13 protein-coding genes are annotated in these 14,515 nt (G+C 60.9%); 9 read left to right on the forward strand and 4 right to left on the reverse strand.

What is annotated here, in order from left to right; translation table 11 throughout:
• The first annotated feature begins 61 nt into the window (after positions 1–61).
• The 5 genes from AC3ANQ_RS02855 (at position 62) to AC3ANQ_RS02875 (ending at position 4,352) form a co-directional block, all read left to right on the forward strand.
• On the forward strand, positions 62–985 hold the full coding sequence (locus AC3ANQ_RS02855) for a substrate-binding periplasmic protein (protein ID WP_488303722.1): 924 nt from the start codon (positions 62–64) through the stop codon (positions 983–985).
• 43 nt (positions 986–1,028) lie between these two features.
• Positions 1,029–1,787 carry an amino acid ABC transporter permease gene (locus AC3ANQ_RS02860; protein ID WP_488303723.1) on the forward strand — a complete coding sequence of 253 codons (759 nt, stop codon included), beginning with the start codon at positions 1,029–1,031 and terminating at the stop codon, positions 1,785–1,787.
• The gene (locus tag AC3ANQ_RS02865) at positions 1,784–2,578 is read left to right on the forward strand and encodes an amino acid ABC transporter ATP-binding protein (protein ID WP_488303724.1); all 795 of its coding nucleotides are present in this window, start codon (positions 1,784–1,786) and stop codon (positions 2,576–2,578) included. The genes AC3ANQ_RS02860 and AC3ANQ_RS02865 overlap by 4 nt, the downstream gene beginning before the upstream one ends.
• A gap of 98 nt (positions 2,579–2,676) precedes the next feature.
• A complete protein-coding gene (locus AC3ANQ_RS02870) occupies positions 2,677–3,108 on the forward strand; it encodes a RidA family protein (RefSeq protein ID WP_488303725.1) in 432 nt (143 codons plus the stop codon).
• Positions 3,105–4,352, forward strand: coding sequence for a D-amino acid dehydrogenase (locus AC3ANQ_RS02875; RefSeq protein ID WP_488303726.1), 1,248 nt, complete (start codon positions 3,105–3,107; stop codon positions 4,350–4,352). The genes AC3ANQ_RS02870 and AC3ANQ_RS02875 overlap by 4 nt, the downstream gene beginning before the upstream one ends.
• 485 nt (positions 4,353–4,837) lie before the next feature.
• Here AC3ANQ_RS02875 and AC3ANQ_RS02880 read toward each other — a convergent pair whose 3' ends face one another.
• The 3 genes from AC3ANQ_RS02880 to AC3ANQ_RS02890 all read right to left on the reverse strand — a co-directional run bounded on the left by AC3ANQ_RS02880 (position 4,838) and on the right by AC3ANQ_RS02890 (position 7,641).
• Positions 4,838–5,491 carry a cytochrome P450 gene (locus tag AC3ANQ_RS02880; protein ID WP_488303727.1) on the reverse strand — a complete coding sequence of 218 codons (654 nt, stop codon included), beginning with the start codon at positions 5,489–5,491 and terminating at the stop codon, positions 4,838–4,840.
• Complete coding sequence (locus AC3ANQ_RS02885) at positions 5,443–6,045, reverse strand: cytochrome P450 family protein (protein WP_488303728.1); 603 nt, start codon at positions 6,043–6,045, stop codon at positions 5,443–5,445. Before AC3ANQ_RS02885 ends, AC3ANQ_RS02880 begins: the two co-directional genes overlap by 49 nt.
• A 201-nt stretch (positions 6,046–6,246) precedes the next feature.
• Positions 6,247–7,641, reverse strand: a complete 1,395-nt coding sequence (locus tag AC3ANQ_RS02890; protein ID WP_488303123.1) for an IS1380 family transposase — start codon at positions 7,639–7,641, stop codon at positions 6,247–6,249.
• Between the two features lie 265 nt (positions 7,642–7,906).
• Here AC3ANQ_RS02890 and AC3ANQ_RS02895 point away from each other — a divergent pair, with 265 nt between their 5' ends.
• Positions 7,907–8,683: an IclR family transcriptional regulator gene (locus AC3ANQ_RS02895; RefSeq protein WP_488303729.1), complete on the forward strand. Its 777-nt coding sequence runs from the start codon at positions 7,907–7,909 to the stop codon at positions 8,681–8,683.
• A gap of 323 nt (positions 8,684–9,006) precedes the next feature.
• Complete coding sequence (locus AC3ANQ_RS02900) at positions 9,007–9,816, forward strand: PDR/VanB family oxidoreductase (protein WP_488303730.1); 810 nt, start codon at positions 9,007–9,009, stop codon at positions 9,814–9,816.
• Between the two features lie 235 nt (positions 9,817–10,051).
• On the opposite strand, the gene AC3ANQ_RS02905 is transcribed toward AC3ANQ_RS02900, so the two are convergent.
• Positions 10,052–11,497: an aromatic amino acid ammonia-lyase gene (locus AC3ANQ_RS02905; protein WP_488303731.1), complete on the reverse strand. Its 1,446-nt coding sequence runs from the start codon at positions 11,495–11,497 to the stop codon at positions 10,052–10,054.
• A 439-nt stretch (positions 11,498–11,936) separates the two neighbouring features.
• Between AC3ANQ_RS02905 and AC3ANQ_RS02910 the strand changes: the two genes are divergently transcribed.
• Both AC3ANQ_RS02910 and AC3ANQ_RS02915 read left to right on the forward strand, forming a co-directional pair.
• Positions 11,937–13,136: an allantoate amidohydrolase gene (locus AC3ANQ_RS02910; RefSeq protein ID WP_488303732.1), complete on the forward strand. Its 1,200-nt coding sequence runs from the start codon at positions 11,937–11,939 to the stop codon at positions 13,134–13,136.
• Positions 13,133–14,491, forward strand: a complete 1,359-nt coding sequence (locus AC3ANQ_RS02915; RefSeq protein WP_488303733.1) for a formimidoylglutamate deiminase — start codon at positions 13,133–13,135, stop codon at positions 14,489–14,491. The genes AC3ANQ_RS02910 and AC3ANQ_RS02915 overlap by 4 nt, the downstream gene beginning before the upstream one ends.
• Positions 14,492–14,515 lie beyond the last annotated feature (24 nt).

Consider the following 14,515-nt stretch of genomic DNA (forward strand, 5'->3'; position numbering starts at 1 on the left):
CAAAGCCGGACCCGCAGAAGGTGTTCTGCCAAAGCGATAGATCCATCGAAAGGTGGTAACCATGTTTAGTCGCATCCATAAACCACTTCGCAAATCCGCGCTTGCGGCAATCGGCGTCGTGGCCTTGGCCCTGACCGCTTGCGGCGGCGGCAACGGCGCCGCGTCAAACAGCGACGGCCTGGATACGATCACGCCGGGCAAGATGATAGTAGCGATCGAGCCCTACATGCCGTATACCGCCATGAAGGACGGCCAAATGGTTGGCCTGGACGCGGAGATCCTCCAGGCCGCTGCGAAGAAACTCAACCTGACAATCGAGCCCCAGGTCACGGACTTCAACGGCATGCTGGGTGGCGTCCAAAGCCGGCGCGTCGATATCTCCATCGGAGGCATCGCCTGGACCAAAGAACGCGCCAAAGCGGGCCTGTTTACCGATCCGCCCTACTACTCCCCACCGGCCATGGCGGTCCAGGGCGACAAGAACGTGAAGACCCTAGCAGATCTCCAAGGCAAGAACCTCGGAACGGTAACGGGGTACGTCTGGGTGAAATCCATCAAGGCAGTTCCGGGCGCCAAGCTCAGTTCGTACCCGGACGCTAACGGGCTCTTCGCGGATGTTGCGGCCGGCCGCGTGGACGTGGGCTTCGTGGATCCACTGCTGATTTCCTACACGCAGGCCCAGCGGCCTGACCTGGGCTTGCAGACCAAGTATCTGACGCCGCCCACGGACGAAGAAGTCAAGATATCCCCGGACCTCGCCTACTTCCAGCCTTACATGACCAGCTTCTACGTCCCCAAGGAAGAACCGAAGCTGGAAAAGGCGATCTCCGGAGTGATCCGTGAAATGTACACGAACGGCGAACTGGCCAGCCTCATCAAGAAGTACGGCGGTGATCCCGACCAGTATCTCAAGCCGTCGCCGTCCATGACCAGTGAGCGGCAGGCAACCGACCGCCCCGCCGACTGGAAGGCACCGTCGAGCTGACGCCTTCCTGATCCATGCGCTCATACCAAGACAGGAAACAACAATGAACCCCGCACCCGGCCTCTTTCAGGTGCCATGGCTGGACTACCTTCCGGCAATAGGCGATGGCCTGCTGAGGTCCCTTGGATACACTGCCGCCGGATTCGTCGGCGCAGTCGCCGTCGGACTCGCCGTCGCACTCCTACGCATCAGCTCCAGGCGGCTCCTCCGCATACCCGCGGCCATCTATACGGAATTGTTTAAGAACGTCCCCCTCCTGGCCATCATTTTCATCACGTACTTCGGCCTGGCATCCATCGGCCTCCGGCTTGATGCCTTCCAGGCGGGAACCCTCAGCCTGGTCATTTTCTACGGAGCCTACCTCTCGGAGATCTTCCGGGCGGCGCTCCTCGGAGTCCATGCCGGGCAGCAGGAGGCCGGGCAGGCCCTGGGGCTGGGGCCGGTGGTGACGTTCACCGGCATCATCTTCCCACAGGCGCTTCGGCTGGCACTCCCCGGCACCGGCACCATGCTGGTGGACCTGTTGAAGTCCACGTCCCTGCTCGTGGTCATCTCGGCAGCCGAACTGATGTCCCAGGCCCAGCTGATTGCGAGCGAAACCTTCCGGGCGCTCGAGGTCTACATCGTTATCTCGGCAATCTACTTCGTGGTCTGCTACCCGCTCTCACAGCTCGTCCTCCGGCTCGAGCGCCGGGTCCAGGCGGGCGCACCCCTGTCCCTGCGGCGGCATCGCAGGCTTGCCCAGGCGCGGGCACTGTTGGCAGCCGCCGAAACCAAGCCATACTCGGAGGTAAAGCCATGACTGTCGGAAAGATCGAAGCGGAGGGCTCGGCGGTGAGCACCCTTCCAGTGGTGGAGATCAGGTCACTCGTGAAGTCGTTCTCCGGACGGACTGTGCTGGACAACGTCGACTTCACGGTCAAGCCGGGAAATATCGTAAGCATCATCGGACGAAGCGGCGGCGGCAAGACCACCCTGATGCGCTGCATCAACCTCCTCGAGAAACCCGACTCAGGCTCCATCACCCTGCAGGGCGAGCCTGTGTTCTCCGGGGACAAGACCGTCTGCAAGGACCTGGCCAAGCTCCGGCAGCGCGTGGGGATGGTCTTCCAGCGCTTCTACCTGTTCCCCCACCTCACCGCAGTCGAAAACGTGATGCTGGCCCAGATGAAGGGATTGAAAATCCCGGAGAAGAAGGCTCTTGAAACCGCCCTCGAACTCCTTGCGGAAGTTGGGCTGACGCACCGAGCCCTGGCATTCCCCGAGCAGATGTCTGGCGGGGAGCAGCAGCGCGTGGCAATCGCCCGCGCATTGGCGCTCGGACCAAGCCTTTTGCTCTTCGACGAGCCGACATCGGCTCTTGATCCCGAATCCACCCGGGACGTCCTGGCCGTCATGCGGCGACTGGCCCGTTCCGGCATGACCATGGTGATCGTTACGCACGAAGTGCCGTTTGCCCGGGAGATTTCGGACAAGATCGTCTTCATCGACGGCGGCCACATCATCGAGCAGGGGCATCCGAGCGAGGTCATAGACAACCCTCGCGAAGATCGCACCAAAGCCTTTCTCCGGTCCTACAAGACGGACGGCTAACCGCTCCCTTTCCTTTCTTCCTGAACGCTCGCCCCTGTACGCCCGCTCCCGCGTACTGCGTAAGCACCCCTTTGCCCTTTTTCGTCCGAAAGAGACCCATGACTTCGATTTCCAGTCCCGGCCGCACGGTTGACGTGGACGGCATTACGACCCCGGGCTCGCCCTATCCATCAGCAACCCGGGTGGGTGACACCGTCTATGTTTCCGGCCAGGTGTCATTTACCGACGAGGGCGGTGTCCTCGCGGAAGGGGATGCTTCTGCCCAGACCCGACACGCGCTTGCCAGGCTCGCTCGTGTCCTTGCTGTCTACGGAGCGACCCTCGACGACGTCGTTTCCTGCACCGTTTATCTCAAGGACGCAAGCCTGGCGGAGCCCTTCAATGCTGCCTGGAGCGCCGTCTTTGGAGGGCACCGGCCGTCCCGGGCCACAGTTGTTGCCGAGCTACTCGATCCGCGCCTTCTCGTCGAAGTGCAAGCGATCGCCCGCCTGCAGAGAAGCAGCTCAAGGGACGCGGAGGGCGAGAAATGAAGCTGATCGTGATCGGGGCCGGCATCATCGGAGTGACAACGGCCTACGAGCTGGCACGTCGCGGGCACGGCGTCCAGGTCATTGACCGGGAAGCCGGAGAAGCCCGTGCGACGAGCGACGCAACGGCAGGGCTGATCGCCCCAGGTCATTCCTTTGCCTGGGCGTCGCCGTCGGCCCCCATAGAACTCCTAAAGTCCCTGTTCAGCCCTGACACCTCAATTCGGGTCAGGCCGCGTTTCGATCCGGAACTCATTTCCTGGGGGCTGAAGTTCCTGCGGGAATGCACACCGTCGCGGGCGCACGACAACACCCTGGCTAAGCTCCGGCTCGCTCAGCGCAGCCAGCAGCTCTTCAACCAGATCGTCGCCGATGAGGGCATGGACTTCAAACCTTCCGTCGGCGGCGTCTTGTACCTCTACCGTGACGAGGCAGGACTGCGCCGGGCGATTGAGCACGGACGGATCATGCGCGAGAACGGGCAACAGCAGAACGTCCTCTCCAGGGACGAACTGTTCCATCTCGAACCGGCATTGGCCAAGAGTCAAGTTCCCTTTGTTGGAGCAGTTCGTGATGCCACAGACGCAACCGGGAATCCTGCATTGTTTGCTTCGGAAATCCGGAAACGGTGTGAGGAGATGGGCGTTCGGTTCACCTTCGACACGACCATCCAGTCCATCGAGGTTGACGGCGACCGCGTAACCGGTCTGAGCAGCGGAAAATCGGATTTCCTCGCCGACGGCTATATTCTCGCCAGCGGCCCCGACAGCGCCCGGCTTGCCCGCACGATAGGAATCCACCTCCCCGTCTACCCTGCTAAGGGATATAGCATGACGGTGCCGATAATCCCAGGTGCCGTGGCGCCACAACTGGGAGGAATTGACGAAAAATCGCTCGTGGCCTGGTCGCGATTCGGCGATCAATTGAGGATGTCGGCCACGGCCGAGTTCACCGGATACTCCTTGGAATACTCGGCCAAGGACTTCAGCAGGATCCATAAGGCCGGAGAGGAACTCTTCCCGGGGGTCTTGGACTACAACCGCGCCACGTACAAGGTGGGGCTTCGGCCGATGACGCCCGACGGGCCGCCCATTATCGGCACAGGACGGCCGCGGAACCTTTACATAAATACAGGCCACGGTCATCTCGGATGGACTATGGCCTGCGGTTCGGCCGAGATGCTGGTGGACATCATCGAATCCAAGCCATCCACTCTGCGGACCGATGCATACGCGCTGAACCGATAGAGGCATGCCGTACCGGATTTCCGTCAGGTGCATCGCGAGGTACGGAACTCGAGTTCATCTTGTTTGAAGACAGCTACGAGGAAGCCTGGGACAAAAAGTACAAGGGGTGAACACCTGCAACCCGCTACAAACACGAAATGTTTGTGCTGACAGCCTTGAGACCAAGATGCGGCAAGAGTGCTGAACCCAATCATGCTTATGAATCCATGCACGCTACTCCTGCGAACCTAGTCTGTTTCCGGCAATCCCCACCGTCTGCATGTGTGGTTAGCATCCGGCATGCAAGCACACGAAGGTGGATTGGCTGCAAACCGTGCGCGATCTGGGCAATTGCGAACAGCGCTATTCAGCTCATTCATCACGCCCTTGTAGATCTTCTCCAGGGCTGTTCTCCCTTACTTCCGGCGGGCCGATCTGACGATGTTAACGTCATGCAAATCCTCCAAATGCAGCTCGCGCAGGCTCCCCAGTGGGACCTGCAACCTTTAAGCGGGTGTCAGCCGCATGGGAACAGATGCCCAACCTCGGAGCGTGTTGTGTAGCAACGGGACGGGCTCTGCTGTTAGCTCGATCCGTCTGACTTTCTTAGCGAGGGCAGTGAACAGTACTTCCATTTCGAGTCGGCTAATTGGTTGCCCGACACACTGGTGGATCCCCATTCCGAAAGCCAGGTGCCCTGCCGCTTGTCGGTCCAATCTGAACTTATCGGCATCTACGCCCCAATGAGCGGTATCTCGGTTGGCAGCTCCGACAAACAACAGGACCTTTGTGGCAGCTGGCAAATGAATGCCCCGAAAGTTCGTGTCTCGAGAGGTAGTGCGATAAAAGGATTGGAAGGGCGATTCGAATCTTAATGCCTCATCGATCGCGAATTTTACCAACTTGGGGTCTGCATGAATGGCCTCCCAGATTTCCGGGTCGCTGGCCATTGGTACCAGGGCGTTCCCGATGGAAAAAATAGTTGTGTCTAGGCCTGCAGAAAGCATTGCTCGCACAAGCAAGGGAGCCTGTTCCGTTGAAATTTCTCCTCGGTCTGCATACTCCCAGACCTGATGTCCGAGCCCACCCGGAGCCAAATTTTCGCGCGCGGTCATTTCCATGACCCACTCGTGCGTTCCCGCGCCTTTCTCAAAATACATCTGATGGCGTTTGTTCTCGGTCCGAAGGCGCTGAAGTTCATGGCGCCGTGAGGAAGAAGATTCTTCTCTCGTCCTTCTCTGGGAATGCCGACTGCATCTCCAAATACGCGGATGGGGAAGATTTCTGCTAGATCGGTCACTCCATCGATGTTCGATCTGGTTAGAACATCCTCAACCAACTCCTGTGCAAACTTCTCAAAGCCTACCCGAAGGGATCGGACGCCTCTCGGTGAAATAACACCACTCATTGCAGTACGCATCGACGTGTGGATTGGGGGATCTAGTTCCAGTATTCCTTGCGGGCGCCATGGAGGATTATCGTGAAGATCCTTTGGACCTACTCCCGCGCCCGAAATAAATGTTTGGTAGTCGTCAAGGATTTCGCGGCACTCTTCGTAGCGGCTGAATGCTATGACCCCGTATTTCTCAAGCCAGACAGCTGGCCCTGCCGACCGCATGCGTTCGAAGAGCGCATAAGGGTCTGCCAAGTTATCGTCAGAATAAGGGTCGTCAGGAAGCGACGGAATACTCGCATCGGCTAGCGTCTTGGTCATTGTGATTCCTAGCCTCGATCTTTCATGAGGCAGGATTTCGGCGGGGTCAGGGCTTACCGGCGGCCTGACGTGGTCGATTTTTGCATGAGGGTGTGACGGAAGGGCCGCTGACCGATGGCGGCTGGGCGCGGGCGGTTCCACTACCACCCGGGGTGCGGCTTTTGCTTCCCGTGGTTCCCTGTTGTCCGGTCCGGTTGCCGGCTATGGCGGGGTGATAGCCCTCAGCCTCGCGAGAGCGTTTATCAGCAGAGACGTTTCGGGTGCCTTGGATGCCAGGTGAAGGGTGATCTGTCGGGCGTGCCGGCTGATCTTGCCGGCGATCTCGAAAATCCGGGCCCGGAGTTTCTTGGGTTCCCACCGCCGCGCCTTGGTTCCGGGGAAAGCGAGCATCTGCGCCCATGCGGTGATCTCGGCCGCGAGCATGACCAGGTGGCACCAGAGCGTGTTCGCGGCGAAGGAGTGCAAGGGCAGGTTCCTCAGGCCGGTGTCCTTGACGCCCCGGATCCTATCCTCGCACCGGGCCCGCAACCGGTGCCGTGCTTCAAGATCGGCGAGCTGCCCGCGGGCCTGGTTTGTCGCGAACGCTGTGTAGCGCATCCCGTCGATGTCGGTGATCCGCAGCTGCGCGCCCGGGTGCGGGATTTCCTTGCGGACGATGACCCGCAAACCTTTGGGCCATGCGGAGAGCTCGAGCATGCCTGTGACATCCGCGACCCAGGCGCCGTCACGTTCTTCCCCGTCGCTGTTGTAGGCCCGCGTCCACGCCTTTTGAGGGATCAGCGGCAGGACGTTTTCGAGGGCACCATGGATCGGGAATCCGACCGAGTACCCCAGGTTCCGGTGGCGGGCGGCGAGCCAGTGCAGGAACTCGTGGGTGCCGCCGGCGGAGTCGGTGCGGATCATGAGCTTCCGCCCGGACCGGTGTCCGGCCGGGAGTTGTTTCAGCGCGTCTTTGACGATCTGGATGTGGTCGGCGGCGGTGTTGGAGCCGGCGTTGCCCGGGCGCAGGATCACTGCCAGGGGTTCACCGGTTCCCTCGGCGCCGTGGTCGATGAACGCGGCCAGCGGGTGGAACCCGAAGCCTTTCTTCCACGTCGGGCGGGCGTGTTCCTTGTCCGAATGGGCGCTCAGGAGCGTGGCATCAACGTCGATCACGACCGGGTTCCAGACGCTGGCGTTGTGCAACGGGGAGGCGTCCCCGGCAGCGTTCCAGGCACGGGCGCGGGCTTCGGCACGCGCCTTGTTGACCGCGGCCAGCGCCTTGGCCGGGTCGACCGTGGCGAGCACCTTGACCAGCCTGCTGACCGTGGGATCCGAGGCCACCAGCCCGTAAACCTCCGGCTGGGTCCGGAGCCGGTCCACGTCCGCCAGGCAGTCCCCGCCGGTCGCCAGGGACAGGGCCTGGTCGGTGAGGATCTTGCCGGGGTCATGCCGGGCGAAGGGCTTACGCCACGGCCCAAGTCCGGCCGACAAGCCAGCCATCAACCCCGTTGCCCGGACGGCTTCCGTCAGCACCAGCCCACCGGCCTGGGACACCACCCCGTCCCCGGCGGAATCAACACGGACAGACGGGTACGACGGGGTAAAGTGGTTCACCAGAAAGGTGCTCCTTCGAGCGGGTCAAAACAGTGCGTCAACAACACTATTTTCCCAGCTCAGGGGCACCTTTCCCTGCTTAAACACGCACTGGCCGCACCACCCCCTGAAATACCGAGGCTAGGGTTGCTGATGATCGTAGGGCCACCACAAAGGTATCGACGCGTGGGACTATGGGCTAACCGAATTCTCACTATGCAGGAACGCGAGTTGGATCTCGCCAGATGGACCGGCACCATCGGAGAACCAGCAAGGAGGAGGTCAGATGGCTAACACGTCATTGGAGCGGGGGTTGACGATTCTGGCTGAAGTGGCCGGTGGAGCCGACACGACCGTCGAAGATGTGGCCTTGCGATTGGGGATCCCAGTCAGCACAACGTACCGGTACTTCAAGACCCTCCGGGAGCGAGGCTTTATCGTCGAGGATGCTGGCGTTTACCGACCAGGTCGGGCATTGCTGGCTCTTGGCGGCCAATATTCCGTACAGAGTCACCTGGCGGAAGTTGGCACTGCCGTGCTGCGGAGCGTTGTGGAGAGCGTAGGCGAGACGGCCGTGATGATAATTCGAGTGGGGGTCCACGCAATGTGCCTTCGCTGCGCCGAAACGGACAAAGCCTTTAGGTACACGTTCGCGGTGAACGAACTTCTGCCGCTCTACGCCGGAGCCGGACAACGTCTGTTGCTTGCATGGTCACCGCCTGACGTCGCGAAGAGAGTTCTCGACGGAAAATTGGTTCGCTTCACGAAGAACACCCTAGATGCGGATCAAATTAGGTCGAGCTTGGTTCAAATCAGGTCGTCAGGTTGGGCTATTTCACGCGGCGAACTTGACCCCGGTTCTGTCTCTGTTGCTGTTCCCGTGTTTCAAAACGGGGAAGTTGTATGTTCCTTAAACGTGGCGGGGCCGGAAGGCCGATGTGGGTCAAAGACCTGGCTGACTGCTGCCTTACGTTCCCTAACTAGCGCTGCGGAGAACCTGGCGCTAAGCCTTGAACCCCTCTCTCCACCAATTACTACCCGAAAGGCACTCGATGCTGAGTGAACTGACAACCGCCCTTATCCCTACCGCAGCGCGGGTGGCTATGGGTGACGCATATTCGCAATCAACTAGCAAATCTGATCCGCTAATGTGTATGCTCACCGCGGCCGAAATTACGCGACCTTCCTGGCGAGGTTTCCGGAATGCATGAGCAAACGTTGGCAGCTTCCCGGCATTTGCTCGGTGACTTTATCTCAGTCCAGGTCCGAGAAATTCGACGCGAGGCATCCGGCGTTGTCTCCGTACTTCTGGGTCCCGTGGATTCGGAAAAACTAACTGGATGGAGACCGGGCGCGCATATCGATGTGGCTCTACCAGGTGGCCTCTTGAGGCAATACTCGCTTATTTCAGATCCTGGCGATGGAGATGCTTGGCGGATTGCTGTGTTGCTTGATAAAGAGGGGCGTGGCGGTTCAAAATACATCCACACAGCATTAAAACTCGGAGATAGCCTTGAGGTTAGAGGACCGAGGAATCATTTTCCGAGCGGAAGTGCTGATGGTCCGATACAGTTCATAGCCGGTGGGATTGGAATCACGCCTTTGCTGCCGATGATTCGTGAGGCTTCCCGGAAGGGGACAGACTGGAGTCTCTTGTATCTCGGCTCGGACCGCAGCTCAATGCCGTTCCTATCCGAGTTGCTGAACTACGGGGTCCGAGTGCAAGTGCATTCGAAGAGCGAGCGGGGCCGAATGGATCTGACTGCGTTCGTTCAAGGGCTAGGGCTTCCAATATTTTCCTCAACATATGCCTGTGGACCCCAGCGCATGCTGGCCGAACTCGCGGAGCTGTTCCGAGGCGGGACGTATGGTGCCTATTACAGCGAGCTCTTTGATGCCGCAGTTTCCGCCACGGCTGGTATTGAAGGCAACCGTCCGTTCCTCGTGGAAACATCGGACGGTTCGGAAGTGGAAGTCGCCGCAGACGAATCCATCATTGATGCCTTGGAACGAGCCGGCGTCAGGACACTTAGCTCGTGCCGGAAGGGCACCTGCGGCACTTGTGAGACAGAGATTATTGGCGGCGTTCCGGACCACAGGGACTCCCTCCTCAGCTCGGAGGAGCGAGCGATGGGAGACACTATGATGATCTGCGTATCCCGGTGTGAAGGTGATCGGATTGTCCTAAACATCTAGACGGATTGCGTAGATCAGGTTGGGTGCGGAACGGATTTGACTTAGCAAGGTTCTCTCCAGCCCTGGATTTCGAGCTTCTGGCAGCCGCATCCTGACCGCCAAAGTCGGGCGAACGACACAGGAATCGACCCGGTGCAACCACGACGAGCGTGGTTGCACCAGGCGAGGTGCACACTATTTGGCGAGACGGTCAGGAGCATTGTCCCGCACGAACACCTGACGCGTTCGGACGGTTCTAATGGCCAAAAGGGGCCAACTCTTCGAGGATGGATTCCGCAGATTCCAGGTCCTTTCTTTGATCGCGGTCAGAGTCATCCTGAGGCAATGAGAGGGCCAGCTCGTATGCATCTGATGCTGCATCAGAATGCATGTCAGATGGCGTTAGTCCGCGTTGCCGCAATAGGCGGGTAGCGATAACGAGCTCACCGGCTACTACCGAACGATAGCCGCGAACAGCCCTCTCCAGCTGGACCACCCCCTCGCTCGCAAAGCTTGCGTCCTCCTCCGTCCCTCGCGACAAAACCACCGTAGCCAGGCTGCTGGGGTGGGCGGCTGTATGTATTGCCCCATAGGCGCTGGCCACTACATATTCAATCGTCATGATGCCGGACGCACTCTCGGCCCCGACTGATAAGAACGGGTTGAGCAGCGTATATTCCGGTTCAGTCATCATCCGAATTCTGGACATGCTCAGAGGAATGGTCTGCGCCAAAGCAATCTTGATCCCGTCGAGAGCCAACGACAAGGGGGCCTGATGGAAGCCGGCACCGTGCTCAACAGATACACCCCTACCGTTTTCGTCGTATACGAAGAGGGGATTCTCCTGAGCAGCGACAATAAGTCGCGAAAGTAATGCTTCGATTTTGTCTAGAGCATTAATAAGACCAATGGAGGAGGGCAAAAAGGCCCGCAACCCGTATGGATCCTGGATCCGCGATGGCACATGACCGGAACCAAGAATATTTCGCATTCTCTGAGCAAATTGCGCCACTTCTTCTGCCGCTGTCCCCTTCGCCGCAGCGTCACTAAAGGGAGAGGGGTTGCCCGAGAGCCCAGTGAAGGTGAGAGCGTAGACCACAAGTGCTGCATCAACTAACTGACGGAGATCGTGAGCTGCAAGGACTGCACGACCGATAGTCAGGGCGTTGCTTGAGATAAAGGGTAATGCGCTGTCTTTTCCCCACGCCGCCATTGGATCGAGCGGGCCGGTGGCGGGGCGCTCACCGAGCAACGTAAGGGCCGTGCCGCAAAGTGCTGAAAGGTCGGCAGTGCCAATGGAGCCGAACTCTCGGATTGTCGGGAGTGAATTGGAGTTAAGCATAGAGGCGAGGGCTGGCAGGATGCGCTCTTCAAGGCCGGATCCTGGGGTGCACAGCTGCGACAATCGCACTGCAAGCATCGATCTAACGGCGTCTTCGGCTAGTGGCGTTCCGGAGTCGACTGCACTACTTCTAAGCAGCCGCATGCCATGCTCTAGGTCATTCTCATCAACTAGGGTCGCTTTGTTGGCACCAAACCCAGTCGATCGGCCGTACGTCGGGATCCGAGCCGAAAGGGCGGCCGCTTCCTGATGAGCCAACCGGATCGAAGCAACGACATCGGATGAGATCGCCACACTTGCTCGTCGTCGCGCGATGGCAACGATTTCAGCGGTTGTGGTTGACCCGGAAAGCACAATCATGGGGCTCCTCTACTCGAAATCGAATATGCCTGTCATAGCTAGTGGATGCTACCTGGGCGACCCCGTCGCGGCGAGCATCAATTTCCTATCTGGCAACGGACTCGCCCCCGTCTTAGGGCGACTGTCGCTTCGGCTCACGGTATTGTCAACCGCGTTCTATCAGAAAAGCCATTCTCACCAAGTAAGAATGCTTCTCGCGCTTTAATATAGGCTTCGACTGCCGCCACGGAACGCGTCCGGCCGGGCACGACGCCGGGGCGACAGTTTGCGGCTCATACCGGCCGGCCAATCTCAGCGGCCGTCAGGACCGCAGCGCGTGGGCAAGCCGTTTCGGTGGTGTTTCAGGCCGGTTAACTGTGAAGATTCTATGCCCAGGGGCTTGTCATGGGGTGGCAAGTGGTTTTTACTTGGTGGCAGTCTTCATTAATCGGAGGAACACGTGGAAACCGTCAATCAGCTCCTTGACTCAATCAAGGACGTGGGCCGCGATGCGGTGCGCGGAGGATATTCCAGGGCCGTCTACTCGACGCCCGAGCTCGACCTCAGGCAGTGGTTCATCGAACAAGCCCGGCAGCGCGGCCTCGGCGTCGAGACCGACCGCAACGGCATCATCTGGGCCTGGTGGGGAAAGCCCCAGGACGGTGCGCTCGTCACCGGCAGCCACCTCGATTCGGTCCCCGGCGGAGGGGCTTTTGACGGGCCGCTCGGAGTCGCTTCCGCACTCGCCGCCGTCGATATCCTCAAATCACGCGGCACAGCCCCGCGGCGTTCCCTGGCTATCACGGTCTTTCCGGAAGAGGAAGGATCCCGTTTTGGCGTGGCCTGCTTGGGATCGCGGCTCCTGACCGGCGCCATCGACGTCGACAAGGCGCTGAACCTGCGCGACGTCGACGGCAACACTTTCGCCGACGTCGCGCGGGGCAACGGGCTGGATCCGCGGCATATCGGTCCCGATCCGGAGGCCCTGGCGCGAATCGGTCACTTCGTTGAATTGCATGTGGAACAGGGCAAGGGGCTGGGCCAGGGCGGGCCGGCCATCGCCGTCGGAAGCTCCATCCTGGGCCACGGCCGCTGGAAGTTGAGCGTCAGCGGCCAGGGCAACCATGCCGGGACCACACTCATGGCCGACCGTGCCGATCCCATGGTCGCGGCCGCGCAGATCGTCCTTGCGGTACGCGATACCGCGGCCAAGCAGCCGGATGCCCGGGCCACGGTCGGCCGTTTGACGCCGGTTCCCGGCGGCACCAACGTGATTGCGTCCCGCGTCGATCTGTGGCTTGACGCCCGCCATCCCGACGACGCCGTCACGGCGCAACTGATCGAATCGATCTACGGCGCGGCCCAGGAAATCGCGGCGGGCGAAGGATGCACCGTTACCCTCACCGAGGAGTCCTACAGCGACACCGTGCATTTCGACCCGGGCCTGAGCCGACGCATCGAGGGCCTCCTGCCGGGCGCGCCGGTCCTGGCAACCGGCGCGGGCCACGACGCCGGAGTCTTGGCTGGACATGTCCCTTCGGCGATGCTCTTCGTCCGCAACCCCAGCGGAATCTCGCATTCCCCGGAGGAATACGTGGCTGATGAGGACGCCTCGACTGGCGCCGTTGCGCTAGCCGACGTTCTGGAGGGACTCCTGTGAGCAGGTTCTGGTGCCAGGCGGCGCTGGTAAACGTCGACGGCGGTTCTGTCGCGGGCGGTTCGACGGCGGCCGCCGGCGTGCGCCTGGAAACCCAGGACGGCCGGATCTCCAACATCACCACCGGGGTCCAGCCCGAAGCCTCTGACCAGATCCTGGATGGAGTCGTCTTCCCGGCGGCGGCCAACGCCCACTCGCATGCATTCCACCGGATCCTGCGCGGACGGACGCATGATGGGCGTGGTGACTTTTGGGTGTGGCGGGAGCAGATGTACCGGAGCGCAGCTGAACTCACGCCCGAGAAATACGAAAAGCTGGCCACCGCAGTCTTCACTGAAATGGTGGTGTCCGGCTTCAGCAGCGTGGCGGAGTTCCACTATGTCCACCACCAGCCCGAAGGAACACCGTATCCGGAGCCGCACGCGATGGAACTGGGGTTGGCACGGGCAGCCGTTGCGGCCGGGATCCGGCTCACTTTGCTGGACACCCTTTATCTCGCGGGAGGCATCGGAACGCCGCTTAGCCAAGAACAGGCGCGGTTCGGCGACGCCGACGCCCAGGCTTGGCTGGACCGGCTGGCCTCGTTGAGGGCCGAAGTCGCGCGAACCTTTCCGCCGGACATGGTCAGCGTGGGGGCCGCCCTGCATTCCGTCCGTGGCGTGCCCGAGGAGGCTCTCAAGACAGTCGCCCGGCAGTTGCCCGCTGACATTCCACTCCACATCCATCTGAGCGAACAACCGGCAGAGAACGAGGCGTGCCTGCAGGCCTATGGCGTCACTCCCGCTGGACTCCTTGCCCGGCATGGCCTGTTGTCCACGCGGCTCTCCGCCGTCCACGCCACGCACCTGACACCGGAAGACATCCGGATCCTCGGTGATGCTGGAGCCACGGTGGTGATGTGCCCGAGCACCGAAGCCGATCTCGCCGATGGGATCGGGCCGGCCCGCGCATTGTCCGAGGCTGGTGCGACCATCGCGCTCGGCACGGACCAGCACGCCGTGATCGATCCCTGGGTCGAAATGCGCACCTTGGAGCACGGAGAACGCCTTGGTTCCGGTCAGCGGGGCAGGTTTTCACCGCAGGAACTGCTCCGCGCTGCCACGGTCGGTGCGGCGGCATCCATGGGCACGCCGATAGCGTCGGCGCTGGAAGTAGGCGCAGTCTGCGACCTTATGGCTGTGGCCCCGGACTCGGTGCGGACGGCCGGTTCCGTGCCGCAGCAGTTCGCGTTCAGCGCGACGGCGAGTGACGTCACCGGCGTCGTCATTGCCGGGGAACTGGTGGCTTCACACGGAGTCCATGTCCGGCTCGGCACTCCGGGCAGGTTGCTCACGGAGGCGTTGAAGGACTTCTCCTGAAGGACGGCGCCCACGATCCGTCCA

Source organism: Arthrobacter sp. DMZ02-1R, assembly GCF_057747935.1.

Excerpts from the sequence above, each read along its gene's own strand:
- AC3ANQ_RS02855 (WP_488303722.1), top strand. The coding sequence starts at position 62 with ATGTTTAGTCGCATCCATAAACCACTTCGCAAATCCGCGCTTGCGGCA.
- AC3ANQ_RS02860 (WP_488303723.1), top strand. The coding sequence starts at position 1,029 with ATGAACCCCGCACCCGGCCTCTTTCAGGTGCCATGGCTGGACTACCTT.
- AC3ANQ_RS02865 (WP_488303724.1), top strand. The coding sequence starts at position 1,784 with ATGACTGTCGGAAAGATCGAAGCGGAGGGCTCGGCGGTGAGCACCCTT.
- AC3ANQ_RS02870 (WP_488303725.1), top strand. The coding sequence starts at position 2,677 with ATGACTTCGATTTCCAGTCCCGGCCGCACGGTTGACGTGGACGGCATT.
- AC3ANQ_RS02875 (WP_488303726.1), top strand. The coding sequence starts at position 3,105 with ATGAAGCTGATCGTGATCGGGGCCGGCATCATCGGAGTGACAACGGCC.
- AC3ANQ_RS02880 (WP_488303727.1), bottom strand. The coding sequence starts at position 5,491 with ATGTATTTTGAGAAAGGCGCGGGAACGCACGAGTGGGTCATGGAAATG.
- AC3ANQ_RS02885 (WP_488303728.1), bottom strand. The coding sequence starts at position 6,045 with ATGACCAAGACGCTAGCCGATGCGAGTATTCCGTCGCTTCCTGACGAC.
- AC3ANQ_RS02895 (WP_488303729.1), top strand. The coding sequence starts at position 7,907 with ATGGCTAACACGTCATTGGAGCGGGGGTTGACGATTCTGGCTGAAGTG.
- AC3ANQ_RS02905 (WP_488303731.1), bottom strand. The coding sequence starts at position 11,497 with ATGATTGTGCTTTCCGGGTCAACCACAACCGCTGAAATCGTTGCCATC.